Here is a 24,745-nt window from a genome sequence, read left to right as displayed (position 1 = left end):
GAATGGAGTCATTCGATCGATCAGAAATCGCTCCAGATTCATAAACTTGAGCATATTCTTGTCGATCAGATCGAACCGATCTGATCGGATTATGCTCTAAGGCGGCAAACGCGTTTTATTGCTCGACCGCTGCTCACAACAAAGGCGCGAGGCCGCAAGGCTCCGCGCCTTTAATGGTTAAAGACTGACCGCGCTCAGGGGGTCGCCCACCGGCATATGACGCCTTCGTTGCCGGCGCCGCCGGGAGAAAGATTGCAAGCCCAGGGTGAAGCTCCTGTAGGCGAGGGATGAGCGACGGCGAACGTCGCCTTATCGATATTTACAGGTACGTCACAGGGCTTGGAGTTACTGCCGGGTCCGCCATATTGGGTGGAGTAGCCATATATTGTCGGCAAATCGCTGCAAACTGGAATTGCGCCAGCGGGAGTGATCGGCACTGTTGTGCCTCCCGGCGCGAAGATGATCCTGTAAAGCTGTGCGTCGCCACCGTAGACCTGAGGGTCGTTGGGCCAGGTATAGGCCTTGTGCATGACGTGGTGCACGACATCATCCCCTATGCAGCCTTTGGGATTGTCGCCGACGATATCGCTGCAATGTCCAAACGGAGGCTGCGTCGAGAAGAATTGCTGACCATTTGTGGGGTCGATATAGCCGTAAGGAAAGGTGCAGATATTTGACGGGCAGGTCGCATTTTTGATGAATGCCCGGCCTTGGCAGGTATGATCCAATTTAGAGCCTGGATTGTTCCAGCATGACGTTCCCTGCTTACAATCGCTATCCTGCGTGCATTTCACGCCGAACACGGATCCTACAGGATATTCATTGAGGCAAAACGATTTCCAGCGATAGCAACGGGTGTTGTGGTCCGAAGAGTCGCAGTCCGCGGCCGGCACGTCGGGGAAGGCATATCTCGCACAATTTGAGAAACAGGCCACCGTGCCGTCGCCGCCTAACGGTTTGCCGTCATTTCCAACGATGACAAAAGCGTAGATCCCTGACGTGAGGTCTGAGCGTTGGAGGCGAAACTTCTCCAGGCATCGGGCGTCGCTCCGCATGTCCTGTCCGTGTTTCGTAAGGGGGTAGTTCTGGGCCAGCCACTGGATGTCATGGCCCCCCAGCGCGTCGAAAGGGTCAACGGAGTGGCCGCCAACCGGCTGAATGTCCATATTCAAGTTCACGCCATCGACCGCGCTGATGTCCGGCGAATCCTTGAAATAAGTGATGTTGCCGGCCGTGACCTGCTCATAGAATGTCCATTCGGCGACCGTCGTGCCTACCGATGCTCCAAGCTTGGCGGCGCTACAATCATATTTGCCGCCGCAGCCGCCCGTTTCGCATTGAGCCCTGTCGCTTGCGATATCATAACGGCAACCTGTTCGCGCCCAGATCCTCGGGCCGGTCGAGCCTGGGCCAATGGTGGACTCCCATTTCGGCGGCACGTCTATGGTGAGGATATTTCCATTGGGCGTGGACGGCGGATACGGCTGCATCACCCAGGTCTTCTCTCGCGGGAAAACCGATTTCAGCGGCACGACGCCTGCCTTTCCGGCCGCGTTCGCAGCGCCAAGCACAACCTGGTTCGAACAGTTGATCAGTTGTAGCACCCTGTGGACGGCGGGCTGTTGTGGTGTAGGCGTGGGCAGGCCCTGCAGGCACGGATCTACAACCTGCGCGTGAGCATGGGCGCCCCAAAACATCGGGATGATTGAACCGAACCCAAAAGCCAAAAGTGCAATGATAATGATTTTGTGGGTCAGGCGCGTTGCCTTCCGACCCGAAATCAATTGTATCGGAATTGCTGCTGTCATGACGCTAACCTCTGAAGCAGCCTTTTCCGGCTTACATAAGCCGATATTCTACGGGCAGCTGCATCTACTCGAGCGTGCCCCGATTCTGCACGCTTGACAAGCAGCAAAACAGGGCCGCGCCTCATGAACAGGCGCCGCCGCGGGGCCGCTCCAACGTCCGGGCGACCGTTGCGCAAGGGCGCGGCACAGAGAGGGAATAAGGCCCATCCGCCCCCGACATATTGTGCGCCGCCGTATAAGCGATCGGCGGCGCGTTGACGCCAGGTCGGCTGGCAAGCCTGGCGCAACGGCGGATTTTCAGAATTGGAACCGATGCCGGCGCGCTGCGTGGGCAAGAACACGTGGCGGACGGATCTTTCCCGTTGAAATCATGATAGCGTAAAAACGCTTTGGAAAAGCGCCCCGCCTCAGGCCTCGCCCATTCGCTTAAGGCCGAGATACGACTATTCTGGAGTTCCTGTTCTTGACAGGCGGCCTCGCCGTCTTCGGCTCGCCGCCGAAGCATGATCCTTCGGCGCCCGGCGCCTGCAAGCAAATGTGAGCGCCATGCCCATCCGCCGCCTTGATCCCGTTCTTGTCGACCGCATCGCAGCAGGCGAGGTTGTAGAGCGGCCGGCCTCGGCTCTGAAAGAGCTGGTCGAAAACGCGCTCGACGCCGGGGCCGCCCGCATCGACATTGCAATCGAGGCTGGCGGCAGGCGCCTCATCCGCGTCATCGACAATGGCGCTGGCATGTCGGAGGAGGATCTCGACCTCGCCGTCGAGCGACATGCGACGTCAAAACTCCCCGACGGCGATCTCTCGGCCATCGCGACCCTTGGCTTTCGCGGCGAGGCTCTACCCTCGATCGGCTCCATCGCGACGCTCGAAATTTTTTCACGCACGAAAGAAGCCACGCAAGGCGCCCGCATCCGCGTCGATCAGGGCGTCAAGCAGCCCGTCGCGCCCGCCGCGCAGCCGCAGGGCGCGCGCGTCGAAATCCGCGATCTCTTCGCCGGCACGCCGGCGCGCCTCAAATTCCTGAAAACCGATCGCGCGGAGGCGCGCGCCTGCGCCGATGTCGTCCAGCGCCTCGCCATGGCGCATCCTGATGTGCGCTTCAGCTTTTCGGCGAGCGAGGCGGCGGGTTTCGATCTTCCCGCCTCAGCGCCGGGAGAAGATGGGCTTTTGACGCGGCTCTCTTCCATCCTCGGCGCCGAGTTCCGCCCCAATGCGCTGCGGGTTGAGGCCGCGCGGGAGGGCTTCCGGCTCGAAGGCTTCGCCGGCCTGCCGACCTGGCATCGCGCCAGCCCCTCGGCGCAATATCTGTTCGTCAACGGGCGTCCCGTGCGCGACAAGCTTCTCATCGGCGCCGTGCGCGCCGCCTATATGGATTATCTCCCCTCAGGCCGTCATCCGGCGCTCGTTCTGTTCATCGCCTGCGATCCCCACGAGGTCGACGTCAACGTCCATCCCGCCAAGGCGGAAGTGCGTTTTCGCGACGCGGGCCTCGTGCGCGGGCTTTTGATCGGCGCTTTGAAACAAAGTTTACAGGGCGCGCTGCATCGCGCGACGCCGACAAATGGCGCGGCGGCTCTCGATCTTCTCGCGCGGCGCGGCGCGCCGCAACAGGGCGGGCGCTTTAGCGGGCAGGGCGCCCCCGTGGCCGATTGGGACTGGCGGCGCTCCCCGTTTCATCCAGATCCCGGCCAGACTGCACATGTGGGCTTCGCCGAGCCGGCGCAGGCGGCGTTTCAGGCCTTGGGCGGCGATCTCGCCCTTGCCGCGCGCGCGGAGCCTGAGGCGCCTTCCAATGAGGTCTGCGAGGCCCCGCTCGGCGCGGCGCGGGCGCAGATTCACGAGACCTATATTGTGGCGCAAACGCGCGACGGGATTGTCATCGTCGATCAGCACGCCGCCCATGAGCGCCTCGTCTATGAGCGGCTGAAGGCGGCGCGCGCTGGCCGGGCCGCGCCGCGGCAGGCGCTGCTCGTACCAGTGATCGTCGAAATGGCGCAAAGCGAAGTCGGCCTCATTGAAGAGGCGGCCCCGCTGCTCGCCGAGTTCGGCCTGATCGTCGAATCCTTCGGGCCGGGCGCCATCGCCGTGCAGGAAATGCCCGCCGCGCTGAAAAGCGCCGACGCGGCAAGGCTCATACGCGATCTCGCCTCGACGCTCGGGGAAGATGGCCATGCCGCCTCGCTCGAGCGGCGGCTCGATCATGTGCTCGCGACCATGGCCTGCCATCATTCCGTGCGCGCCGGGCGGCGGCTTTTAATCGAAGAGATGAACGCCCTGCTGCGCGATATGGAGCGCACGCCCGGCTCCGGCCAATGCAATCACGGGCGTCCGACCTATGTCGAATTGAAACTCGCAGACGTCGAAAGACTATTTGGACGGCGATGAGTCCTGAGGCGCTTCCTGCGCCAGATAGTCAAGCTTCAGATAGGGCCGTAGATCCGCCGCGGGAAAATCGCAGGCGTAGGAGCCTTCGAAATAGGCGCCGAGCGCATAAGGATCGAACGTCACCTCGGCCTTGTCAGCCGAAAAGCTCCATCGGGTCAGGTCTTTAATGCTGTCTTCGATCGTTTTCTTCTGTTCCTCCGCGCTGATGACGCCATAGGGGTCGTCCGGCATTTTTTCGTGCTTTTGCTGTTTGATCTGCTCAAGGCAGGAAGCGACGAATTTTTGCCGCGCGGCGGGCTCGAACAGATCCGAGAAGGACAGCTCCTTGCCGCTTTGAAGGTCGATGGCGAAATTTGATGTGCTGGAATTGCCATGCGCGCCGCCGGAAAAATCATAAAGCTCGATATGGCCAAAGGCGAATTTTGCCGAGGCGAAGGGCGCGCTGACGTCGAGCACATAGGAATAGACCATATTCTGCCGGATATCGCTTTGGTCGATCTTTGGAACCTCCTTCAAAAGAGCGTCGATCTTGGCGTTGAAGAGCTTTTCGCCGGGCAGATTCGGGTCGGAAAACTTCAGCGCCGTGACGTCGAGATCATATTGGTTCGGTTTGCCGACATGCTGGATCAGCACCGGAAGGAAGGTTTGCGCGGGGGCGGGACCGCTCAAGGGTTCGCCGGAAAGAAAGGCGCGGCGCGCTTCTGTCTCATCCTTGAGGCATGAGGTGATCCGATCGCCCTCGCGCCCGAGGCAAACGTCGGCGCGGCGCTTCAGCCATCGCCTTTGCGAGATCAAAAGCGCGGTTTTCTGGGGCGGCGGCAGCTTCAAAGCCAGCGCGTCATAGGCTTTGGTCATGGCCGCGTCCGCGGCCTCGGCCGCAGGATCGCCGCAGATCGCCAGTTCCGCTGGCGCCTTCGCCTTCGCGCAGTCGAGCGCCCAGGCTGGAGCCGCCGCGAAAACGAGGGCGGACAGATAGAATGCTGCGCGCATCGCGGATCCCTTTAAAAAAGCGGCCGCTCCGAGAATAGCTAAAAATAGACCGGAAATCTTGGCTCAAGCTGACCGATTCTCCCTTTCAAGGCCGAACTTGAAATCGGCGCGCCTTGCCGTGATAAGAGGGCCGGCTGAGGCCCTAAAGGGCCAGGAGAGACAACAAAGGTTTTCGCGCGGCATGAACGTTCTTCTTCTGGGCTCCGGCGGGCGCGAACATGCGATCGCCATAGCGCTCGCCAAAAGCCCGCTCCTGACCCGGCTCTTCGCGGCGCCGGGCAACCCCGGCATTGCGCGCCTCGCGCGGCTGGCGGCGCTGGATCTTGCCGATCATGCCGCGATCATTGGCTTCTGCAAGGCGAACGCCATCGATCTCGTCATCGTTGGTCCCGAGGCGCCGTTGGTCGCGGGGCTCGTTGACGATCTCGAAGCCTGCGGCGTCAAGGCTTTCGGCCCCAGCAGGGCGGCGGCGCAACTCGAGGGCTCGAAGGCCTTTACGAAGGACTTTTGCGCGCGCTTCAATATTCCCACAGCGGCTTTCGGACGCTTCGATGAGGCCGGCGCCGCCAAGGCCTATGTACGGGAAAAAGGCGCGCCGATCGTCATCAAGGCCGATGGCCTGGCCGCCGGCAAGGGCGTCGTCGTCGCCATGACCGTCGCGGAGGCGGAGGCCGCCATAGACATGATGTTTTCGGGCGGCTTCGGCGCCGCGGGCAAGACCATCGTCGTCGAAGAGTTTCTGAAAGGCGAGGAGGCCTCCTTCTTCGCGCTCTGCGATGGCGAGCATGCGCTGAGCTTTGCGTCCGCGCAGGATCATAAGCGCGTCGGCGAGGCCGAAAGCGGCCCGAACACCGGCGGCATGGGCGCCTATTCGCCGGCGCCGATCATGGACGAGGCCATGTCCGCGCGCGTGATGCGCGACATCATCGAGCCGACGGTCAAGGGCATGGCCGCGATGGGCATGCCTTTCAGGGGGGTGTTGTTCGCGGGACTGATGATCGGTGAGGATGGCCCGAAGCTCATCGAGTATAATGTGCGCTTCGGCGATCCCGAGACGCAGGTCATGCTGCCGCGTCTCAACGATGATTTGCTGACGCTCATCATAGAATGCGTCGAAGGCCGCTTGCCGCAACGGCCGGTGCGCCTGTCGCCGAAGACGGCGCTCAGCGTCGTGCTCGCCGCGAAGGGCTATCCGGATGCGCCAGTCAAGGGCGGCGAGCTCAAGGGCGCGGCGCACGCCGAAGCCATGCCGTTCGTGACGTTGACCCATGCCGGAACGAGGCTCGAGGGCGAGCGACTCATCGCCGACGGCGGACGCGTGTTGAATGTGACGGCGCTCGGCAATGATATCGCCGAGGCGCAAAGCCGCGCCTATGCCGCGGTTGACGCAATTGATTGGCCGGACGGATTTTGCCGGCGCGACATTGGCTGGCGCGCTTTGAAACTTTTTCGCGAGGGCTCCCGTAAAGCCTGACATACCGGCGCTGCGCCGGCATGAGCGGAGGAGCCTCAAGATGAGATTCAAACAGTTTACTTTCGCCGCCGCGTCTTTCATCGCTGTCGCCGGCGCATCCGGCTTCGCGTCCGCCGAGATGACGAAGATGGTCGGCGGCGCCGCCATGTATCCGAGCAAGAACATCATCCAGAACGCGGTGAACTCCAAAACCAACACAACCCTCGTCGCGGCGGTCAAAGCGGCCGGCCTCGTCGAGACGCTTGAGGGGCCCGGACCTTTCACCGTGTTTGCGCCGACCAATGCGGCTTTCAACGAACTGCCGCCTGGCACGGTGGATTCTCTGTTGAAGCCGGAGAACAAGGCTGAGCTGACGAGCGTTCTAACCTACCATGTCGTGCCCGGTCGCCTCACCACCGAGGACCTTGGCGCGGCGATCAAGCAGGGCGGCGGAGAAGCGACGTTCAAGACCGTCGAGGGCGAGCCGCTGATTTTCTCGGAGAAAGGCAAGACCTTTGAAATCAGGGATTCCAAGGGCCGCGTGGCGCGCATTACGATTGCGGACGTCATGCAATCGAATGGCGTCATCCATGTCGTCAACAAGGTTCTGATGCCCTGATCCGTTTGCGCGGCGCGCGACCTATGATGAACGTCATAGAACGGGATGGCCGTCGCGCGGCAGGCCGCGTCATCGTGCAGCCCAAAACAATTTGCACGCGTCAGCCGGCGCTCGCAAAAACCACTTGCGTATCGCCGAACTGGCGAATTTCGCGCGGCGCAAAACCGCCCGGCAGCGCCACTTCGCTCTGTGTTGTTTCCTCAATCAGAACGAGGGCGCCTTTTTCGAGCCAGCCGCCTTCGCGCAGGGCCGTGAGAGCGGGCGCGGCGAGACCCCTGCCATAAGGCGGATCAAGGAAGGCGATATCGTAGCGCTCGTCCTTCGGCGCGGCGCCGAGTTTGCGTGCGTCCCGCCGCAGCACCCTCGTTGTCTGGCCTAGCCCCAAAGCCTCGATGTTGGTGCGGATGATCGCCGCCGCCTGCGCGCTCTGATCAACGAAGAGCGCAAAGGCCGCGCCGCGCGAAAGAGCTTCGATCGCCAGCGCGCCCGTGCCGGCGAAAACGTCGATCACACGCGCCCCCTCGATGGGCGCGCCATAGGCATGCTCCAGAATGTTGAACAGGCTTTCGCGCAGACGGTCCGATGTTGGCCGAATGGAGTCGGAGGCTGGTCCCTTGAGCGTGCGGCCTTTCAGCCGGCCGCCGACGATACGCATGGATTTAAGGTTTTCCGCGCGGGCGCCCTTTGCCGGGACGCCCTTTCCCGGCATCGCCCGGGCCCCTCGACGCGCCCGTGGGCTTGCCGGGGCGCTTGCCGCCAAATGACGGTTTGCCGCCGTGGCCGCCCGGACCTTGATCCTTGCCACGAAAACGCGAAGCGGCGCCGTTTGGCCGCGTCTCCGACTGAGCGCCGCGCGTTCTCTTATCCGACGGCGCCCCGGTCTTCGCGCCGGGGGTCCGTTGCCCCTGGGCTTTGCCGGGGGCGCCGCCAAAGCGCTTCGCGGCCCCTCGGTCTGCTGGCCGTGAGTCTGTGCGCGCACCGGAGGTTTTTGTTCCGCGATAGGGTTCGCCAGAGCGCTTCGCCGCCCCGCTCCGCGCGGGCCGGGCGTCGGTCCGTGAGCGGTCCTTGTCGCCGTCATAGGGGCGTCGGACTTTTGCCGCTGGCGCGCCGCCTTCTGCCCGCTTTTGCGGACGCGCGGCGGCTGCGTCCGTCGTGGCGCGATGCTCCTTCGCCTCAAAGGGCGCGCGTACGCGGCCGGGGCCGCGCATGGGCCGCTCCGATACGCCGTGACGCTGCTGGCGCTCGGCCTCGAAACGGCGGCTGTTGCGCGTGTTTGGCGGCGGGTTCTCGCCTTTTCGCTCCTCAAATCTGGCTTTCGCCTTGCCGCGCGCGGCTCGCTCGACGGGGACCAGACGCTCGACGGGGACGGTTCGCCCGCTGCGGTCGGCGGTCTCGCTGCGCTCGATCCGTTTGCGCGCGGCGCCTGGCTCCGCGCCATCCTCGCGCAATGCCGAAATATGTTTGCGCGGGGCTGGCGCCGGTTTTTTGCGCGCCTCGGGCCGGGGCGACAAAGCCAGCGGCTGCCGTTCACCTCGGCGCATCGGGCGGTCCGGCGGCGCTCTGCGCGCGCCATCATCGCTCTGCCGTGCTGCGCGGGCCGGTTTTCCGCGCGGCGACTCAACGGGGGCGTCGGGCTCCGCCGCGGCTCCGGCAAAATCGACGCCGGCGGCCTCGGCCAGCGCCGGCCCCAATTGGTCGCGCAGGACGCGGGTTCGGATCTCCTCAAAACCGCCCTCGGGAAGGTCGGCCAGCTGGAACGGCCCGAACGACAGCCGGATCAACCGATTGACCTCGAGCCCCAGATGTTCGAGCACGCGCTTGACTTCGCGGTTCTTGCCTTCGCGCAGGCCCATGGTCAGCCAGCTATTGGCGCCTTGCACGCGATCGAGCTTCGCCTCGATCTCGGCGTAAGCGACGCCATCGACGGTAACGCCGTGGCGCAGCTGATCCAGCACGGCTTGATCGGTCGAACCCTTTGCGCGCACGCGATAGCGGCGCACCCAGCCGGTCGAGGGCAGCTCCAGAACGCGGGCGAGACCTCCGTCATTGGTCAGCAGCAAAAGCCCTTCGGTATTGATATCGAGGCGACCGATGCTGACGAGACGGGGCGCATCCGGCCAATGCTCGCGCAGATAATCGAAAATGGTCTGCCGCCCCTCGGGATCGCGCTCCGTCGTGACGAGGCCGCGCGGCTTGTGGAACAGGAAGAGCCGGGTCGGCGCGCGCTGCGCGAGGGGGGCGCCGTCGACGGTGATCTCGTCGTCATCGCCGACATTGACCGCGGGACTGGTGAGGACAACGCCATTGAGGGCGACGCGGCCCTCGCTGATCCAGGCTTCCGCATCGCGCCGCGAACAGGCGCCGGCTCTCGCTATGACCTTGGCGATGCGTTGCGGGCCGGCGGCGACCGCAGGAGCTTCGGTTCTGGCCTTTCGCTCAGGTCCGGCAAGGGGCGCGATTTTTTTCCGCGCCGGACGGGCCGCTGGTCCGCGGGAAGAATGAGAAGAGGGTGGATGGTGTTTCGTCGGGTCATCGCGCATATAGCCCAATAGCAGACTCTGCGCCGAAAGGGGAACCGAAGGCGGTGGGAAAAGGCGCCATTTGTTCAAAAGCGCCTGGTGGCGCGGCAAATGAAGCTATTGATATGAGTGAAGCTATTGATATGAGGCGGCGATCCCATGCGGCGAGGCGAGACTGATTCCAAATCCCTGGCCGATCCGATGTCCTGCGCGTTCATGGAGGCGGAAGCGGCCTTCGCGCGCGGAGAAGTTCCGGTCGGAGCGGCGATTGCGCGGCATGGGGAGGTGATCGCGCGCGCTGGCAACCGGACTTTGGAGGCCCATGATCCGACCGCCCACGCGGAAACTCTCGCGATCCGCGAAGCCTGCCGCAGGCTCGGCTCGCAAAGACTGACGGACTGCGACCTTTACGTGACGCTCGAGCCTTGCGCCATGTGCGCCGCGGCGATCTCCTTTGCCCGCGTGCGGCGGCTCTATTTCGCGGCCCCTGATCCGAAAGGCGGGGCGGTCGAGCATGGTCCGCGTTTCTTCGCGCAGGCGACCTGCCATCATGCCCCCGAGTTTTATGGCGGCATTCGCGAAAGCGAAGCCGCGCAGCTGCTGCGGCGGTTTTTTCAAGAGAGGCGGTGATCGCGAACCGCCGAAGGCGGCCGCCGCGCGCGCAATCTATGAGCGAAGATGCGCCGGCGCCTGAGGGTTGCTCGCTGGGTTCGTGTCGTGCTTGGACAATCGCGTGACAAGCGCGCCGCCGACCAGGGGCTGGAGGTCCGTCTCCAGCGCATCCGCGATCTCTTTCGCGTAGACTTCCTTGCCGTCGACATAGAGCGTGAAGGATTTGATGTGCTTTTCCTTCTTTGCGGGATCCTCGATCGTGACCTTGGTCCATTTGTAAAGCGGAAAATGCTCGACGCCATGCTTTTCAGCTTCGGCGACATAGTCGGCGAAGGCGTCGAACTGACTTTTCAACTTCGCGTGATGCCTGGTGAGAATGTCTGTCAGCGGCTTGATCGCCGCATTACCGGGATCGCTTCTCGCCACTTCCGCGAATTCACCGGCGAGATTGACACGAATCTGATACTCCCATTGATCGCTCACCGAGATCCCCTTTGGCTGTTGTGGCCATTCCGCGGCGCCGCCTTTGGCAAACATGCGGCTTTCAATCGACTATATGGTCGAATTCAGAACGGCTTTCCATGGCTCTTTGAACCGGCGCCGCGCGGATGATCGACGCATGCCAAATCTGACGCGGGCGCGCCAGCCGCGAAATCAACACAAAAAAACTGCGCCTCCAAGTCGTGCGGAGGCGCAGTCATCAGTAACGGAACTTCGAAAAAGCGCTTCTAATGCCATAAGAAGTATAGAAGAATAATAATCGGAATCGGGACCCCGACAAGCCAAAGTAAAGCGCTGCGTGCCATTTCACTTCCTCCGCAAAAGCATCAGGTTTCGCGGGCTAACGTAACGGCGTTGGAAAAAGTTCCAGACTGTGCTTGCTTGGCGGCGACGCGGCCCTTCGCTCCTCCATGAAAACTCAATGGACGCTCACCATTTCAAGTTCCTGCTCCATCGCATTGGCCACCGCCGCGTCGCGCGACTGGGTGACGGCGATCGGCGATCCGTCCGCGGCAAGAAGCGCAAAAAGCTTGAGGCCCGGCTGCATCGCAGGCGCCTGGGGAAACAAGCGGTTCACCTCCTCGGACCGCATCGCCTTCAGGTAAGCGACGCGGCCGCCGCCAAGGCTTGCCAGCTGATCATTGGTCAGCGGCGCCAAAACTTCATTGTCGCCATCATTGAACATCAGAATTCTCCTTCGCTGCTACGCATTGTCTGCCCTGAGCGATCATCGGGGTTCTCGCCCCTGTTCGCCCTCGATCGCTATTCCGCCTCGCGCGGCGCCAGTTCGACAGAGAGGAGGCCGCGATCCAAAGTCGCGAGCGCCACCTGCATCGCCTCGGCTAGAATGAAGACGCGCTGGAACTGCCTCGTCGCGATGCCCCGATGAAGATGGAATCGCTCTCGCTCATCTTGCTGACGCCCGCGAATGACGAGTTGCTCGCGCCCATGGACGATCTCAATCTGGTCGACGGAGAAGCCTGCAACGGCCAGTGTAATGCGCAGCCGCGCGGTTCCCGGCCCGTCTCCCGAAAATCTTTCAACGTTAAAGGGTGGGTAGCCATCGAAGGGAGCGTTGGCGGCTCTGGAAAAGCCCCGCTCGATCTCGCTGAAAGCAAGAACGAAAGGGATATGTGAATTCGACCCGCGCGCCATCAGCGAAGCTTTCAAAAGCCTTCGACAAGGGACCCTTCAAAAGGCGTCCCGCGGCCATCGCCGTTCCTTCGATATGGCGAGCGGCGGCGCCGATTCAAGAGGGCGACAAGAGCGGCTGCGACAGGCCGCCAACCGAAAGCAGCGCTGAAATCCTCGTTCGGGTCTCGGGCTAAATGGGCGAGCGTCCGAGGGAGCGTTGACGCCAGCGCAAAAAAAAAGCCCGACGCTTCGCCGGGCTTTTCGTCAGGTCCCGCGCAAGGCGGGCGTATCGCAGGGTAGAAAGAAACCGCCGGGCAGCTGGCGCGACGGCTCAGGCAGCCTCTTCGATATCCGCATCGACGTCTTCGACGTCGATCTCTTCGGCTTTGCCGCGGCGGGGGCCTTTTTGAAGCTGCGCTTCAATGGTCTTGAGCGATTCCGTTTCCGTCAGCTTCTGCACGATGACGACTTCGCGCGCCATGCGATCGAGGGCGGCCTCATAGAGCTGGCGCTCGGAATAAGACTGCTCCGGCTGCGCATCCGAGCGATAAAGGTCGCGAACAACCTCGGCGATCGCGATCAGATCGCCCGAGTTGATCTTGGCTTCATACTCCTGCGCGCGGCGCGACCACATGGTCCGCTTGATGCGCGCCCGGCCGGCCAGGGTGTCGAGAGCCTTCTTGACCACATCGGCCTCAGCCAGCTTGCGCATTCCAACGCTCGCCACTTTCGGAACCGGCACCTTCAGGATCATCTTGTCCTTAACGAAGCTGATCACGTATAATTCGAGCTTGAAGCCGGCGACTTCCTGATCCTCGATGGCGACGATCTGACCGACCCCGTGCGCGGGGTAGACGATGAACTCATTCGGCTTGAATCCCTGCCGCCCAGCGCTGGGGGCCTTGGCCGCCTTGCTGATCGTCGCCGCCGCTTTTTCGGCCGGCTTCGGCTCGCTCTGCTTTTGTCCTGCGCTCAGGGCCGATGTCGCGGCCGTCGTCTCGATATCTGCTGTAAAATCCACAGGTGCTCTCTTTTCGATTTTCTTGGTCACTATCTTTTGCTCGTCTGCGCCCGGGATCGAATTCAGGAATGCCGCAGCCCGTCCCGGGGTCACTGCTCGGCCAATTTTCGGCGAATTTTCCGCCTCGATAGGATCGCCGCCCTCCGAAACGATGGCCACGTCCAGTCGAGCGGACGAAGATTCGACGATGACCTGGCGCTGAGCGCCGGCCGCGAGGAATGCTTCGGGTAGCGGCTCAACCGAAACGGCAGATCGTCTCCCTTTCGATGGATCTTTCGCTTTCGGCGAATCCGTCAATTTCTCCATCGCAGCGGCAGGGCTGGCGGCGAAAATCTCGACCGACGTCTCCTCGCCATCCGTTTCGATCTCCAACCTAAGCCGAGCCTTCACCGCGGACGCCTTGCGGTCCAAAGGCTTGAACGCCGCGTCGGAACCTTGAGCGACATTCGGACGCTTTGGCTTGCGAATTCCTTTTGCGTTTCCCGCCGCTTCCACATCTCCGGCCTGCAGCGGGTCTTTCGACTGCGCGGCGAACCCCTCGGCGACTGACTTCGTTTCGCCGCCGCATTTTGGCTTTTTCGTCCCAGTCTTTCGATTTTCCGATTGCCTCGCTGAGTCGCGGGCGATATCTGCTGCTTCTGTCTCGAACGGCTTTCCGGTCTTCTTGGCGGACCTCATCGGCGTCCCTTTCAGGCCCCGCTTTGGAGACGGAGCAATTTGATCATCGGCGGACCGGGAATCCGCCGACGAATGACTTCACGATAAATCGTGAATGCCCCTATAGGGCGAATTGTGATCGAGGATCATCCAATTATGAGCTGGCGAACTTCAAGAGGCGAGACTTACACATTGAGCAGCATCATAAATTGACGTCCTGACGCATGATGGCCTCGTCAGGACGACGGATGACGGCGAAAATCGTAAAATCCCATAGTTCCGATTGATTTTTTGAGTATAACACGGAAAGTGACAAGAATCAAAAGATTCGATCCGTGTCCGGCTTCTCCTCCAGCTGGGGCGCCGCGCGCCATCTGTCAGTCAATCAGAGAATTCGGACCGTGCTAATGCGTCGCTGGGCGGCGCTCGACCTTCCTCTAATCGCCCTTGCCGGGATCGGCGGAGAAAAACTCTTTGAATTTGCCAGGTCTTCCGTCGAACGCCTTGGCGTCAGGAGCCGCCTCGCGCTTCACTGTGATGTTCGGCCACGATTGCGCCATTTCTGCGTTCAGCTGAATCCACTGTTCGATCCCCTGCTCGGTGTCCGGCTTGATCGCTTCGGCGGGGCATTCGGGTTCGCAGACGCCGCAGTCAATGCATTCGTCCGGATGGATAACGAGCATGTTTTCGCCTTCATAGAAGCAGTCTACCGGACACACCTCCACGCAATCCATGTATTTGCACTTGATGCAATTCTCCAGGACGACATAGGCCATCATCATGCTCCTTCGCGGCCAAAGCCAGCGAACCTACGGCGATGCAACCAGGATTCGCTCAGCGCCCAATCACGGCGCCGTCGAGCTTGGCGCGAACCTTTGATTCCGGCAAAATCACCACAATGACTGATTGAAAGATCGATTAACTCGCCACGCGGGCGGGATGGACCCACTAGCGGCTTTGCGCCAGATAATCAAGGCATGGTTGCAGGCCAATCGCCGCAGGCGTTCGTCGCGACGCCGCCCTGCAGCCCCATAGATCAGTCTTGCGCGGCGGTTCCGCCGGTCAAATCCTCAAATAGAAGGCGCGCTTCAGGATATCCGCCGCGCCGGGTCCCCGGATGCAGCACCTTCAGCACACGAACCTGCTGTTCCAGCGCGATGGTCAGGACGTCTCCGGGAGCGACTGGCTTGGCTGGCGCATCAATACGCCGCGCATTGATGCGAACATGCCCGGACGAGATGAGGCGAGCCGCAAGCGTCCGAGTCTTCACCACTCGGGCGAACCACAGCCATTTATCGACCCGCTGCGTCTCGGCCATGCCTTTCCCGGATAAGCCGCCAACTACGTTACTTAGTCATCGCGCGCCGGGTTTCAAGCGGTGATTTATGCAAGGAGCCCGGTCTTTGTAGGCGCGAGAGGATTATTTCCCAGCGCCGCAGCGTCGGCGCGGTCAAGATCGGGGACGCCGGCAAAGGCCTTCCACATCCCCTCGACGAACGCCGGATCCATGTCCCGCAGGATGAAGACGATGCGCGTTGCGTGGTCGTCATCCGGCCACGCCGGCAGCCGCGCGGGCGGATGAAACACGTGCTGCACGCCATGAATGACGACCGGCCGCGACAAATCATCGTCAAGGGCGACGATGCCCTTGACGCGCAGCAGACTCGGCCCATGCGCATTGCGCAGGAGCTCGAGAAAGAGATCGAAGGCGGCGGGCGCGATCGGCGCGTCTGAACGCATGCAGAAGGCGCGGATGCGGGCGTCGTGACGGTTGACGTCGCGCGGCTCGTGACCGCCATGATCGTGATGATGGTCTTCCCCATCATCATCGTGATGATGCGCGGTCGCGCCTTCGGACCGCTGGGAAAACGCCTCGGCGTTCAGCCATCGCCGAACCTCGAGCGTCTTGCGCTCCGGATCATAGAGTCCCGCGTCGAGGAGCGCCGCGGGGGTCGCCTCGCCCTTCGCCGCGTCGATGACGCGGGCGCCGGGATTGAGCCGTGACAGGCGCGCGCGAAGGTCGGCGGAAGCGCGGGCGCCGGCCTCGCCCTCGAGGAGGTCGGTCTTGGCGATAACCAGCCGGTCGGCCATGGCGGCCTGCTTGACCGCTTCTTCATGCGCGTCGAGCGTCGCGGCTCCGTTCACCGCGTCGATCAGGGTTACGACGCCGTCGAGCCGGAACCGCAGCATGAGATAGGGATGATACATGATGGTATGGAGGACCGGCGCCGGATCGGCTAGCCCCGTCGTCTCGATGATGACGCGTTTGAACGGGGTGATGCGCCCATTGTCGCGCCGGCGCAAGACGTCTTCGAGCGTCGTTATGAGGTCGCCGCGAATGGAGCAGCAAACACAGCCCGATGTCATGACGAGCATGTCGTCGCCGGCCTGTTCGACCAGAAGGTGATCGAGGCCAATTTCACCAAATTCATTGATGATGACCAGCGTGTCCGAAAGGGCAGGATCCCGCAGCAGACGATTTAACAATGTGGTTTTGCCGGCGCCGAGAAACCCGGTGATGACGGTCAGCGGAAATGGCGCCGGCGGTCGGCGCGCCTCGGGAGCGGCGTGATTCGCGCTTCGCTGAGCCACGTCTTGACCGGCGCTCGACCCCGGCGCTCCTGACGTCATGACGGATGGTTCGTTCATTCGGAGGTTTCAGCCTTTTTGGCGCCGGCCTGGCCTGCTTTTGGGGCGGCTTCGGCGCTGTTCGCTTTCGCCGAAGATGTTTTCGCCGGCTGTTGCTTGAGATGGCCCTGCGCCTTCGTTTTACCAGACGGCGCCGGCGTTTCCGCGCTCTTTATGTGAGCCGCTTTGTCCTTGCCGTGCCTGCCCTTTGCGGCCCGGCCCGGCTTGACCGCGCTCGCCGCGTCGGCGTCGCCCACCGCATCAGCCGTCTGCGCCGCGCCTGCGTGGCCGTGATGCGCTGTTTTTGTCTTTTTGGAGGACGCCTCGGCGATTTTGCCGTGTGTTTCCCTTCGCGCCGCCTGCGCCGCGGCCAGATGGCGCGCCGCCAGGGCTCTGGCATGGCGAGAAGGCTTCGCGCCTCCCTTCATGGGCAGAGCCTGGTCGTCCGGCTTCAACTGTGCGCTGGTCGCCGCCAGCGCGGGGCTGACGGCCGGCGCGTAGGCGCTGACCGCCGGCGGGGTCTGCGTGTTGGCGGGGGCGCCGCGCGCGACCGACGCTGGCGCGGCATAGCCAGCGATCGCGATCGGCACGGGCTCGAACGTTGGCGCCGGCACGAGAGTGATGCGGGTCGCCATCGGCGACATCCTCGAAAGCGCGCTTGAACTGTAAAAGGCGCTTCCTTGCGTGGAGGCGAAAGCCTGGCTGTTGGCGGCCTCAAGGGGCGCGATCAGTTGCTCATTCTCGGCGCTGAACTCGGCAATCGCCCGGCCGCGATTGCGGCACACCGCGTTGCCCATGTCCGGCGGCGCGCCACCCTGCAGGGAAAGCCCTGCGAGCGTTCCCGAGGGGCGATCGATCCCGGCAAAGCCGCGATCGAACAGGGCCGCCGCCTTGATGGTGCGCAAGGCGACGTTCGGCGCTCCGAGAACGACGGCGATCAGCTTTTTGCCGCCCTGGGTCGCGCTGGCGACGACGTTGAAGCCTGCGGCGCAGGTAAAGCCGGTCTTCATGCCGTCAACGCCAGGATAGCGCCCCAGCAGATTGTTGTGATTGGTGATGACTCTCCCGTCCATCTCCAGGGCGCCGATGTCGAAGAGATCAGCATGTTCCGGGAAGGACAGATAGAGCGCCCGCGCCAGCACCGCGAGGTCGCGCGCGGAGGAATAATGGTTGGGATCCGGCAGGCCGTTTGGATTGACGAAATGGGATTGCTGCAGGCCGAGCGAAGAAGCGGCGGCGTTCATCTCGCCGGCGAAGGCCTCGACGGAGCCCGAAACGCCTTCGGCGACAGTGACCGCGACGTCATTGGCCGACTTCACCATCAATATCTTCAAGGCTGTATCGAGCGTAACAAGCGTGCCGGGCCGGAACGCCATCTTGGAGGGCGGCATTGCGCTCGCCCGCGCGGAAACGGTCAGCGGCGTATCAAGCGAGATGCGATGGTCCTGCACGGCTTTCAGCGCGACATAGACTGTCATCAGCTTTGTCAGCGAGGCTGGAAACCAGGGCTGCGTCGCGTGATCCTGATAGAGCACGTCGCCGGAGTTCAATTCGATCAGCAAGGAGGGCGCGGCGACAGCGCGCAGGGCGGCGAGGCAGCCCAATGCGGCGAGGATCAGGGCGGCGGCCGAATGGCGCAATCCGCTCTTTTCCCTGCGCACGCGCCCGCCCGCCGATTGCGCGAGGCCTTGGATCTTGAGGTCCATCGGTTTCGACATTCGCTTCAACGTGACAGCGCCAAACAGCCAAGGCCGGGCTTTTCGTCCCCGGCCGCCGACGCTATCAGGGCCTCTCTTTTCCTATCCCGCGCGGGCGCAATTGGGAAGGGCCATGCTCAAGCGCCTAATGTCGCGCGACGATGCAGCGAGATTATGGCGCAAGCCTGGCCGATCGACCTTCCCCAAAGGAAACCGTCAAGCTGAGCGCCGTTCCTGCGAGGCTGCCGGCGAGGCGACGCGCTCCGGCCTGACACCGAGGCCGATGACGCGCGCCGGCAGACGCCGCAGCAGCGGCGCGATGATGAAGAGGCGCAGGAACCAAGCGGGCTGCATCTTGCCGCTTCCCGCCAGAACGCGTGAAATCACCTTGCTTTGGATAAAGACTTGCAGCGCCTGCGTCGCTTTGGTCGGAAATTCGCGCCTTGCCTGAACTTTGGCAAGACATTCGTCCGGCGGACGAGGCTGGTCGAGCAAAGGAACCGAAAGGAGATTGGCCGTTGCGATGGCGTCCTGGATCGCCAGATTGATCCCGACGCCGCCGACCGGAGACATGGCGTGAGCGGCGTCGCCGATGCACAAAAGCCCCGGCTTGTGCCAGAGCGGCAGGCGATCGACCGCGACGCTCAAAAGCTTGACGTCATCGAAGCTTGCGAGCTCCGCGACCCGGTCGCCGAGGAAAGGCGCAAGCGCTGCGATCTTTTTGCGCAGATTGTCGATGCCGGCGGCCTTGAGAACGTCAGCTGAGCCTTTGGGAATGACATAGCCGCATTGCCAATGGCCGCCGCGATTGATCAGGACGAGAATTTGTCCGGCGTCCATCCGGCCGAACGCCTCGCTCTCGTCGTCGGCGCGGCGCGAAAGCCTGAACCACAGCACGTCCATCGGCGCTCCGATGTTCAGCGGGACGAAGCCGGCCGCGTCCCGAATGCGCGAATGGCGCCCATCCGCGCCGATCGTGAGATCCGCGCGGATCGTCAGCGCGCCGGTTTGTTTCTTGGCGGCGACGCCCGCGATCCTTGAACCATCCTTGAGGAGGCCCACCGCTTCCGTCGACATCAGGAGCCTGAAATGCGGGTAGAGCGACGCTTTTTTGGCGAGAAAGTCGAGAAAATCCCATTGCGGCATAAAGGCGATGAATTTCGCGCGTGTCGGCAGATGAGAAAAATCGGCGATGGGGATTGTGACGTCGCCGACCCGGCCCTCGAGGCGGCGCGCTTCCTGATGCGGCAGGGTGAGGAACTCGTCGAGGAGGCCGAGATCGTTCAGGGCCTCGAGCGTTGAAGGATGGATGGTGTCGCCGCGAAAATCACGCAGAAAATCAGCGTGCTTTTCGATGACGACGACATCGACCCCCGCACGGGCAAAGAGAAGGCCGAGCATCATGCCCGCCGGGCCACCGCCGACGACGCAGCACCGGCACGTCAGATCTTGCGGGGGTGGAGGGCTTTGCGGCGTCGGGGCCTGCGTGGCGTCGTCCATCTTCTGCTTCCGATCGTTGTCTCAGCCGAAGATCAGCAATCCCGACGCAAAACCGCGCGGCCGTCTCGCCAGCACGGCTCAACCTCAGGGCGCTTCACGATCGAGCGGCCGCGAGGCCGGGTAGCGCGAAACCGCCGCTGGCGTCAGCGACGCCATAAGCCGCCGCTCTTTGGCCCCAAGATCCTGGGGCGCCAAGACCCTGGGGCGCCAAGACCCTGGCCTCGAGGCCTTGCGCAGGCGCCGATTTTCCGGCGCCGAAATAAACGCCGCAGCGCTCAGCCGTCGTCGCCGTGAGCGGCTTCGTTGATGGTTATCGTTTTCATCTTCGAGAAGTCGACGGCGACCGGCATTTTCTCCTTAATGATCATCAATTGATAGGTTTTGATCACATGTTCGAGCCGGCGATAGACTTCCTTATATTCTTCCGACGAAGTCGGAAGGTTCAAAGGCTTCAGGCAGAATTCTATGATTTCGCGCGGTCGATCGAATTTGTCCATTTCTGGCGCTCCTTTTAATCAGATCAGTATACAGGAACTGGCGTCGAGGTGAATGCCGATCAGGCGGGGGCTCGGACTGTTTGATTTTGCGGGACTGAAGCTGAGCGGCGGCGCTGAAGGGGCCTGCATCATCCGTGCCGGCGCCGCGAAGTCAACGTCGGATTCTGCGTTTTTCCGTCGCTCGTCAGCTTCGCCTCAGACCGCGCTCCGCAGAGGGCGTCAGCCTCCCGCCCACGCCGCGTCCGCGCGTGAAAGCCGAGACCACGACAGCGACCAGTATATTGGCCGCGAGAGCAAGCAGTCCCGAATAGACGGAGAACTTCGAGCCGTCGTAAACGAAACCATGCAGCGGCTTGAAATCATCCGTCCAGGCGAGCCATGTGCCGCCGACAAATCCTATCCCCCAGCCGGCAAGAAGGCCTGGCGCCCGGAACCAGTTGGTGAAAAGGCCGAAAATCAGCGCGGGAAAGGTCTGCAGGATCCACAAGCCGCCGAGCAGTTGCAGATCGAGGGCGAATTGCGTCGGCAGGAACAAGATCACCATCAGCGCGCCGACCTTGACGAGCATGGAGGTGATCTTCGCGACCTTTGCTTCGCCCGCGGGGCTGATTTCGGGATCAACGTAGGCTTTCCAGAAATTGCGCGTGAAGAGATTGGCCGCGCCAATGCTCATGACCGCGGCGGGAACCAGCGCGCCGATGACGATGGCGGCGAAGGCGAAGCCGGCGAACCAGCCGGGAAACAGCGTCTTGAACAACACTGGAACGACGTCATTGTTGTTGGTGAGCTTGAGGCCCGCCGCATGGCCCATGTAGCCCAGCAGCGCGAGCAGGCCGAGGAGCAGGGTGTAGGCCGGCAGCAGCATGGCGTTTTTGCGAATCGTGTTCGCGCCGGAACTCGCAAAGATCGCAGTCAGCGTATGCGGATACATGAAGGCGGCCATCGCGGAGCCGAAGGCAAGGCTCGCATAGGCGATATACTGGCCCGGCGCCAACAAAATGCCGCCAGATCCCTTCGCTTTGAAAGCTGCCTCGGCTGATTCGAACACGGCGCGATAGCCGCCGAGTTTCAGCGGGATGAAGGCGATCGCCACGAACACGACGATATAGATCATCGCATCCTTGACGAAAGCGATGAGGGCGGGCGCGCGAAGGCCCGACGAATAGGTGTAGACGGCGAGCACCAGAAAGGCCGCGATGAGCGGAATTTCGCCGGGAATGCCGAGCGCGTGGATCGCCGCCGCCATGCCGATCAGCTGTAGCGCGATATAGGGCATCGTCGCGACGACGCCGGTCGCCGCGACGGCGAGTTCAAGCGCGCGGGATTTATAGCGGCCGTGCACAACATCAGCGGCGGTGACGTAATTGTGGCGCTTCGCGACCTTCCAAAGTAGCGGCATGACCGCGAAGACAAAGGGAAAAACGATGATCGTGTAGGGCAGCGCGAAGAAGCCATAGGCGCCGACGGCATAGACCAGCGCCGGCACCGCGATGATCGTATAGGCGGTGTAGAAATCGCCGCCGACGAGGAACCAGGTGATCCAGGTGCCGAACTGGCGCCCGCCGAGGCCCCACTCGTCGAGGTGGGCGAGCGTCTTGGGCCGCCGCCAGCGCGCCGCGACGAAGCCCATGACGGTCACGAGCGTAAACATGACCAGAAAAACGATCAGAGCCGGGTAATCGAGCTCAGGGTTCATCGCGCACTCGCCGATAAACGAGATAGATCAGAAACGACGTGATCGGCACAAACAGCAGCTGGTACCAATAGAAAAAGGGGAAGCCGAACAGCTCAGGCGTCATCCGGTTGTAGAACGGAACCCAGAGAAGGCCGATGTAGGGGATGAGGAGAAGGAGCCATAATGGGCGCAAGGTGGTCTCCTCCAATTTATTCTTCTTAATTTAAGGTTTCGTCATGCTACCCCAGCGGCGGCCGAAATCAATCGGCAACGCGGGATTGCGCGGCGGAAAATGACAATAAAATCCAGAACTCTCAGCATGCGAACGGCGGGCGCCGCGCCGCCGGGGCTGTTGCGAGAGCGTCTATTCCTGTTCAACGACAATCTTGTAGCGTTCGCCCGGCGCGACTGTCGCGTCGGCCTCGAGCCCATTGATCAGCAGGAAAAATTCGAGCTTACGATCAGGCGTCGCCATCTTGTCCGCCAGATCGCCGGGCGTCTGGCCCGGCGTCGCCGTCACGATGCTGATTCGCATCGGGCGCACCTCCCGGATCTCTTCGGGAGAGGCGCGGTGAAACGAATTGAGCGCGCCGCGAAAGCGCTTTTCGTTCGCGTCGGTCTGCGCCCGCATGGCGAAAATCAGACGATAGATCTGCGTCGGGTCGAAACGAATCACGGCGAGGCGGAAGTTCCAGTCGCCCGCCCTGGCGCTGGCGATCACGGCCGGCATGCCGTTGACGTCGACCGATTCGATCGAGCTTTGCATCAGGCCGTCGATCCAGTCGGACGCCATATAGGCCTCAAGCGACATGCCGGGCGGCGCCTTGACGCTGTCGAGCCGGAGCGCCTCGTTTCCGTCGCCGGAAACCCCGAGCAGGGCTTTCGAGGCGTTCTCGAGAGCAAATCCTTCCGGGGCGACGAAGGCAAAGCCGAGCCGCGCCTGCAGGAAGGAGCGGCCGCGCACGACGCCTTCGGAGGGGCCGTCGCCGAAAATCATGCCGTCGATCGCCGCGAGATAGGAATCGCGATCGGTCACCCCGATGCCGGGCGCGCCGATCTGACGGGCGACGGCGATCGCTTGCGTCACCCGCTCCGGCGTCGAGGGATGCGTCGCAAGAATATCTGGCTTGTCGGCGCTGGCGTTCTGGCCGATCAGCGAGGTGCGCATGGCGGCGGAGCGTCCGAGCGCGCTGAGGAAACGCGATGCGCCGTAAGGATCAAAGCCCGCCCTTGCGATCGCCTTGATGCCGATCTGGTCGGCGTCGAGCTCCTGCTGGCGCGAGAAGGTCGCGATGGTGCGCCGTGCGGTGGCCTCAATCTCCGCGCCTTTCTGCTTGTTCTGAATGACGGTCGCGGCCTGACTGATCACGGCGGCGCGCTTTTCTTCTTCCTCGCGCTGCACGGCGTGCCTGGCGGTGAGATGGGCGATCTCATGCGCCATCACCGCCGCGACCTCCGAGGCGTCATTGGCGAGCGCCAGCAGGCCTCTTGTGATGAAAAGGTCGCGCGGAGGCAAAGCGAAGGCGTTGACGATGGGCGAATTGAGGATCGTGACCTTGTAAGGCTCGCTCGGCTTGTCGTCGGCCTTGGCGAGCTTTGCCAGGATCTCGTTGAGATAGCGCTCGGCGGCGGGATCTTTATATTCGCCGTCGAAAAGCGCGACCATGCGGTTATGCTCCGCCAGCGCCTTGTTTTCGGGCGCTGGCGGATGAGGCGGCAACGGCGGCGCCTCCATCTTGAACGATTGGTCGCCCTGCGGCTCTATCGAGGCGCAGGCCGCAAGCGCGAGGGCGGCGGCAAGAACGCAGAAAACGCCGAAGCGTCGCGCGATTTCGTCCGACCGGAGCTTCGCCCATCCCTGACGAAATGCGGCGCCTTCCTTGACCGTAAGAGGCTCCGTCACGCGCGATAATGACCCGGCGAGGTCTCGGCCGCTGAGGGCCATCGACCGCAGCATGCCGGCCATATCCGCGAAAAGCTTCATAGCGTGACGAAGACCTGTCTCAACGCTGCGGGGCCGTCTTCGGCGCGGCTGCGTCTTGTCCTTGCGGTAGCATTTCAATCTCATCCGGGTTTGAGACTTCGATCTGCGGTCCGAAACGCATGTCAAGGAGGCCGCGCACGCGAATCGTCTGGCCCTGAAACTTTTCGATGTCGACCCCGGCGGCGGTGAATATCTTGACGTTGCGTTGCAATATCGTGACCGAAAAATCGAAACCGCGGCGATCCCCGAATAAAAGTGTCGTACGAAACCCATCCTTGGCGACGCCGGTGACGCGGCCTTCGACAATGACGGAGGTTGCGGCCTTCTCGGCGAAGGACTCGTGATCGCCGGCCGCGATAATCGCATAATACGGATCGGCCCAAAGTCCAAGCGCGCCCGCGCGGGCGGTGGTTTCGGCGGCGAGCAGAAAAGTGCGGCACGGCCGCGCCGCGGCGCCGGGTTCAAAGCGCGCGAGGCCGGCGTCGAGCGCGGCCTGCGCGACGGGCACGGCTGAGGGCGCCGCCGCCTGCGCGGGCGCGAAGGCCTCAACGCTGTAGCGGCCCCAGCGGTCCGGGCGTGGTCCGGTCAGGCGAAAGACGATATCCTTGCCGGCAAGCCAGGCCGCGAGCCTTTCTCCCGATCTGACGTCGAGGTCGGGATTGTCCGGCGTCGGCCGTGGCGGATCGAGGCCCGCGATCTTCAGCCGCCTGCCGTCTTCAAGCGTCAATTCGAGCCTTTCATTGACGGCTTGGACGCGTCCTTGCGCGGCGCCCTCGCGGCCCGCGGGGTCGAGGGCGGGCGGTCGCGCGCAAGCATCTTCGGCGCGCGCCGTGGCGACGACGGCCAGCGCCAGACCGGCGAAACCGGCTCGCAGCATCGCGCTTTTCCCACGCTTTTCCCGAGTTTTAGCGCGGCGCGGCCTCACGCGGCCGCCCGGTCCCGGCCCAGAGGCGGGACGCGGCGCATCTTGCGCGCGGCGCGGCGAAACATCATCTGCGGTCATTTCCCGGTCATAAGGCGGTCGGGCGCCATTAAACTAGGCTTTCACTCAAACAGCGATGACAT

At 62.8% G+C, this 24,745-nt stretch carries 22 protein-coding genes; 4 read left to right on the top strand and 18 right to left on the bottom strand.

Annotated elements, in window-relative coordinates:
- Window positions 1–194: 194 nt before the first annotated feature.
- Window positions 195–1,808 (bottom strand): thaumatin family protein, encoded by a 1,614-nt coding sequence (locus MPC4_RS10555; RefSeq protein ID WP_174512490.1) that lies wholly within the window; start codon window positions 1,806–1,808, stop codon window positions 195–197.
- Window positions 1,809–2,354: 546 nt separating this feature from the next.
- Between MPC4_RS10555 and mutL the strand changes: the two genes are divergently transcribed.
- Window positions 2,355–4,193 carry a DNA mismatch repair endonuclease MutL gene (gene mutL / locus MPC4_RS10550; protein ID WP_174512489.1) on the top strand — a complete coding sequence of 613 codons (1,839 nt, stop codon included), beginning with the start codon at window positions 2,355–2,357 and terminating at the stop codon, window positions 4,191–4,193.
- Here mutL and MPC4_RS10545 read toward each other — a convergent pair.
- Window positions 4,176–5,183: a lysozyme inhibitor LprI family protein gene (locus tag MPC4_RS10545; RefSeq protein WP_174512488.1), complete on the bottom strand. Its 1,008-nt coding sequence runs from the start codon at window positions 5,181–5,183 to the stop codon at window positions 4,176–4,178. The genes mutL and MPC4_RS10545 overlap by 18 nt on opposite strands.
- A 181-nt stretch (window positions 5,184–5,364) precedes the next feature.
- On the opposite strand from MPC4_RS10545, the gene purD reads away from it, so the two are divergent.
- Both purD and MPC4_RS10535 read left to right on the top strand, forming a co-directional pair.
- Window positions 5,365–6,657, top strand: a complete 1,293-nt coding sequence (gene purD / locus MPC4_RS10540) for a phosphoribosylamine--glycine ligase (protein ID WP_174512487.1) — start codon at window positions 5,365–5,367, stop codon at window positions 6,655–6,657.
- A 40-nt stretch (window positions 6,658–6,697) separates the two neighbouring features.
- Window positions 6,698–7,255 (top strand): fasciclin domain-containing protein, encoded by a 558-nt coding sequence (locus MPC4_RS10535; protein WP_174512486.1) that lies wholly within the window; start codon window positions 6,698–6,700, stop codon window positions 7,253–7,255.
- A 100-nt stretch (window positions 7,256–7,355) separates the two neighbouring features.
- On the opposite strand, the gene rsmD is transcribed toward MPC4_RS10535, so the two are convergent.
- Window positions 7,356–7,910 carry a 16S rRNA (guanine(966)-N(2))-methyltransferase RsmD gene (gene rsmD / locus MPC4_RS10530; RefSeq protein ID WP_174512485.1) on the bottom strand — a complete coding sequence of 185 codons (555 nt, stop codon included), beginning with the start codon at window positions 7,908–7,910 and terminating at the stop codon, window positions 7,356–7,358.
- A gap of 4 nt (window positions 7,911–7,914) precedes the next feature.
- Window positions 7,915–9,795, bottom strand: a complete 1,881-nt coding sequence (locus MPC4_RS10525; RefSeq protein WP_174512514.1) for a pseudouridine synthase — start codon at window positions 9,793–9,795, stop codon at window positions 7,915–7,917.
- A 138-nt stretch (window positions 9,796–9,933) separates the two neighbouring features.
- Here MPC4_RS10525 and MPC4_RS10520 point away from each other — a divergent pair, with 138 nt between their 5' ends.
- Window positions 9,934–10,404: a nucleoside deaminase gene (locus tag MPC4_RS10520; RefSeq protein WP_174512484.1), complete on the top strand. Its 471-nt coding sequence runs from the start codon at window positions 9,934–9,936 to the stop codon at window positions 10,402–10,404.
- Between the two features lie 36 nt (window positions 10,405–10,440).
- On the opposite strand, the gene MPC4_RS10515 is transcribed toward MPC4_RS10520, so the two are convergent.
- The 14 genes from MPC4_RS10515 to MPC4_RS10450 all read right to left on the bottom strand — a co-directional run bounded on the left by MPC4_RS10515 (window position 10,441) and on the right by MPC4_RS10450 (window position 24,557).
- Window positions 10,441–10,869: a hypothetical protein gene (locus MPC4_RS10515; protein WP_174512483.1), complete on the bottom strand. Its 429-nt coding sequence runs from the start codon at window positions 10,867–10,869 to the stop codon at window positions 10,441–10,443.
- A gap of 436 nt (window positions 10,870–11,305) precedes the next feature.
- Entirely contained in the window at window positions 11,306–11,572 is a 267-nt protein-coding gene (locus MPC4_RS10510) for a BQ00720 family protein (protein WP_134491765.1), read from the bottom strand.
- 77 nt (window positions 11,573–11,649) lie between these two features.
- Window positions 11,650–12,042, bottom strand: coding sequence for an Hsp20 family protein (locus MPC4_RS10505; RefSeq protein ID WP_134491767.1), 393 nt, complete (start codon window positions 12,040–12,042; stop codon window positions 11,650–11,652).
- Between the two features lie 310 nt (window positions 12,043–12,352).
- The gene (locus MPC4_RS10500) at window positions 12,353–13,720 is read right to left on the bottom strand and encodes a CarD family transcriptional regulator (protein WP_174512482.1); all 1,368 of its coding nucleotides are present in this window, start codon (window positions 13,718–13,720) and stop codon (window positions 12,353–12,355) included.
- Between the two features lie 416 nt (window positions 13,721–14,136).
- Window positions 14,137–14,475 carry a ferredoxin FdxA gene (gene fdxA / locus MPC4_RS10495; RefSeq protein ID WP_174512481.1) on the bottom strand — a complete coding sequence of 113 codons (339 nt, stop codon included), beginning with the start codon at window positions 14,473–14,475 and terminating at the stop codon, window positions 14,137–14,139.
- Between the two features lie 260 nt (window positions 14,476–14,735).
- Window positions 14,736–15,017: an RNA-binding S4 domain-containing protein gene (locus MPC4_RS10490; protein ID WP_174512480.1), complete on the bottom strand. Its 282-nt coding sequence runs from the start codon at window positions 15,015–15,017 to the stop codon at window positions 14,736–14,738.
- Window positions 15,018–15,082: 65 nt separating this feature from the next.
- Window positions 15,083–16,348, bottom strand: coding sequence for a CobW family GTP-binding protein (locus MPC4_RS10485; protein WP_244628947.1), 1,266 nt, complete (start codon window positions 16,346–16,348; stop codon window positions 15,083–15,085).
- On the bottom strand, window positions 16,345–18,033 hold the full coding sequence (locus tag MPC4_RS10480; RefSeq protein WP_174512479.1) for a D-alanyl-D-alanine carboxypeptidase family protein: 1,689 nt from the start codon (window positions 18,031–18,033) through the stop codon (window positions 16,345–16,347). Before MPC4_RS10480 ends, MPC4_RS10485 begins: the two co-directional genes overlap by 4 nt.
- Window positions 18,034–18,240: 207 nt before the next feature.
- A complete protein-coding gene (locus MPC4_RS10475) occupies window positions 18,241–19,524 on the bottom strand; it encodes an FAD-dependent oxidoreductase (RefSeq protein ID WP_174512478.1) in 1,284 nt (427 codons plus the stop codon).
- 275 nt (window positions 19,525–19,799) lie between these two features.
- A complete protein-coding gene (locus MPC4_RS10470; protein WP_174512477.1) occupies window positions 19,800–20,021 on the bottom strand; it encodes a hypothetical protein in 222 nt (73 codons plus the stop codon).
- Between the two features lie 184 nt (window positions 20,022–20,205).
- Window positions 20,206–21,717, bottom strand: a complete 1,512-nt coding sequence (gene mctP / locus MPC4_RS10465) for a monocarboxylate uptake permease MctP (protein WP_174512476.1) — start codon at window positions 21,715–21,717, stop codon at window positions 20,206–20,208.
- Entirely contained in the window at window positions 21,707–21,889 is a 183-nt protein-coding gene (locus tag MPC4_RS10460; protein ID WP_134491781.1) for a DUF3311 domain-containing protein, read from the bottom strand. The genes mctP and MPC4_RS10460 overlap by 11 nt, the downstream gene beginning before the upstream one ends.
- Window positions 21,890–22,060: 171 nt before the next feature.
- Complete coding sequence (locus tag MPC4_RS10455) at window positions 22,061–23,653, bottom strand: M48 family metalloprotease (RefSeq protein WP_244628946.1); 1,593 nt, start codon at window positions 23,651–23,653, stop codon at window positions 22,061–22,063.
- 46 nt (window positions 23,654–23,699) lie between these two features.
- Window positions 23,700–24,557: a hypothetical protein gene (locus tag MPC4_RS10450; RefSeq protein WP_174512475.1), complete on the bottom strand. Its 858-nt coding sequence runs from the start codon at window positions 24,555–24,557 to the stop codon at window positions 23,700–23,702.
- Between the last annotated feature and the right edge of the window lie 188 nt (window positions 24,558–24,745).

This window comes from Methylocella tundrae (genome assembly GCF_901905185.1).
Classification (GTDB): domain Bacteria; phylum Pseudomonadota; class Alphaproteobacteria; order Rhizobiales; family Beijerinckiaceae; genus Methylocapsa; species Methylocapsa tundrae.
Note: the sequence above shows the minus strand (reverse complement) of the source record. Positions and strands in the feature narration are given on the sequence as shown.

What these genes read in the sequence shown, in the direction of transcription:
- MPC4_RS10555 (WP_174512490.1), bottom strand. Translation starts at nt 1,808, where the DNA reads ATGACAGCAGCAATTCCGATACAATTGATTTCGGGTCGGAAGGCAACG.
- mutL (WP_174512489.1), top strand. Translation starts at nt 2,355, where the DNA reads ATGCCCATCCGCCGCCTTGATCCCGTTCTTGTCGACCGCATCGCAGCA.
- MPC4_RS10545 (WP_174512488.1), bottom strand. Translation starts at nt 5,183, where the DNA reads ATGCGCGCAGCATTCTATCTGTCCGCCCTCGTTTTCGCGGCGGCTCCA.
- purD (WP_174512487.1), top strand. Translation starts at nt 5,365, where the DNA reads ATGAACGTTCTTCTTCTGGGCTCCGGCGGGCGCGAACATGCGATCGCC.
- MPC4_RS10535 (WP_174512486.1), top strand. Translation starts at nt 6,698, where the DNA reads ATGAGATTCAAACAGTTTACTTTCGCCGCCGCGTCTTTCATCGCTGTC.
- rsmD (WP_174512485.1), bottom strand. Translation starts at nt 7,910, where the DNA reads ATGCGTATCGTCGGCGGCCGGCTGAAAGGCCGCACGCTCAAGGGACCA.
- MPC4_RS10525 (WP_174512514.1), bottom strand. Translation starts at nt 9,795, where the DNA reads ATGCGCGATGACCCGACGAAACACCATCCACCCTCTTCTCATTCTTCC.
- MPC4_RS10520 (WP_174512484.1), top strand. Translation starts at nt 9,934, where the DNA reads ATGCGGCGAGGCGAGACTGATTCCAAATCCCTGGCCGATCCGATGTCC.
- MPC4_RS10510 (WP_134491765.1), bottom strand. Translation starts at nt 11,572, where the DNA reads ATGTTCAATGATGGCGACAATGAAGTTTTGGCGCCGCTGACCAATGAT.
- MPC4_RS10505 (WP_134491767.1), bottom strand. Translation starts at nt 12,042, where the DNA reads ATGGCGCGCGGGTCGAATTCACATATCCCTTTCGTTCTTGCTTTCAGC.
- MPC4_RS10500 (WP_174512482.1), bottom strand. Translation starts at nt 13,720, where the DNA reads ATGAGGTCCGCCAAGAAGACCGGAAAGCCGTTCGAGACAGAAGCAGCA.
- fdxA (WP_174512481.1), bottom strand. Translation starts at nt 14,475, where the DNA reads ATGGCCTATGTCGTCCTGGAGAATTGCATCAAGTGCAAATACATGGAT.
- MPC4_RS10490 (WP_174512480.1), bottom strand. Translation starts at nt 15,017, where the DNA reads ATGGCCGAGACGCAGCGGGTCGATAAATGGCTGTGGTTCGCCCGAGTG.
- MPC4_RS10485 (WP_244628947.1), bottom strand. Translation starts at nt 16,348, where the DNA reads ATGAACGAACCATCCGTCATGACGTCAGGAGCGCCGGGGTCGAGCGCC.
- MPC4_RS10480 (WP_174512479.1), bottom strand. Translation starts at nt 18,033, where the DNA reads ATGGACCTCAAGATCCAAGGCCTCGCGCAATCGGCGGGCGGGCGCGTG.
- MPC4_RS10475 (WP_174512478.1), bottom strand. Translation starts at nt 19,524, where the DNA reads ATGGACGACGCCACGCAGGCCCCGACGCCGCAAAGCCCTCCACCCCCG.
- MPC4_RS10470 (WP_174512477.1), bottom strand. Translation starts at nt 20,021, where the DNA reads ATGGACAAATTCGATCGACCGCGCGAAATCATAGAATTCTGCCTGAAG.
- mctP (WP_174512476.1), bottom strand. Translation starts at nt 21,717, where the DNA reads ATGAACCCTGAGCTCGATTACCCGGCTCTGATCGTTTTTCTGGTCATG.
- MPC4_RS10455 (WP_244628946.1), bottom strand. Translation starts at nt 23,653, where the DNA reads ATGCTGCGGTCGATGGCCCTCAGCGGCCGAGACCTCGCCGGGTCATTA.
- MPC4_RS10450 (WP_174512475.1), bottom strand. Translation starts at nt 24,557, where the DNA reads ATGCTGCGAGCCGGTTTCGCCGGTCTGGCGCTGGCCGTCGTCGCCACG.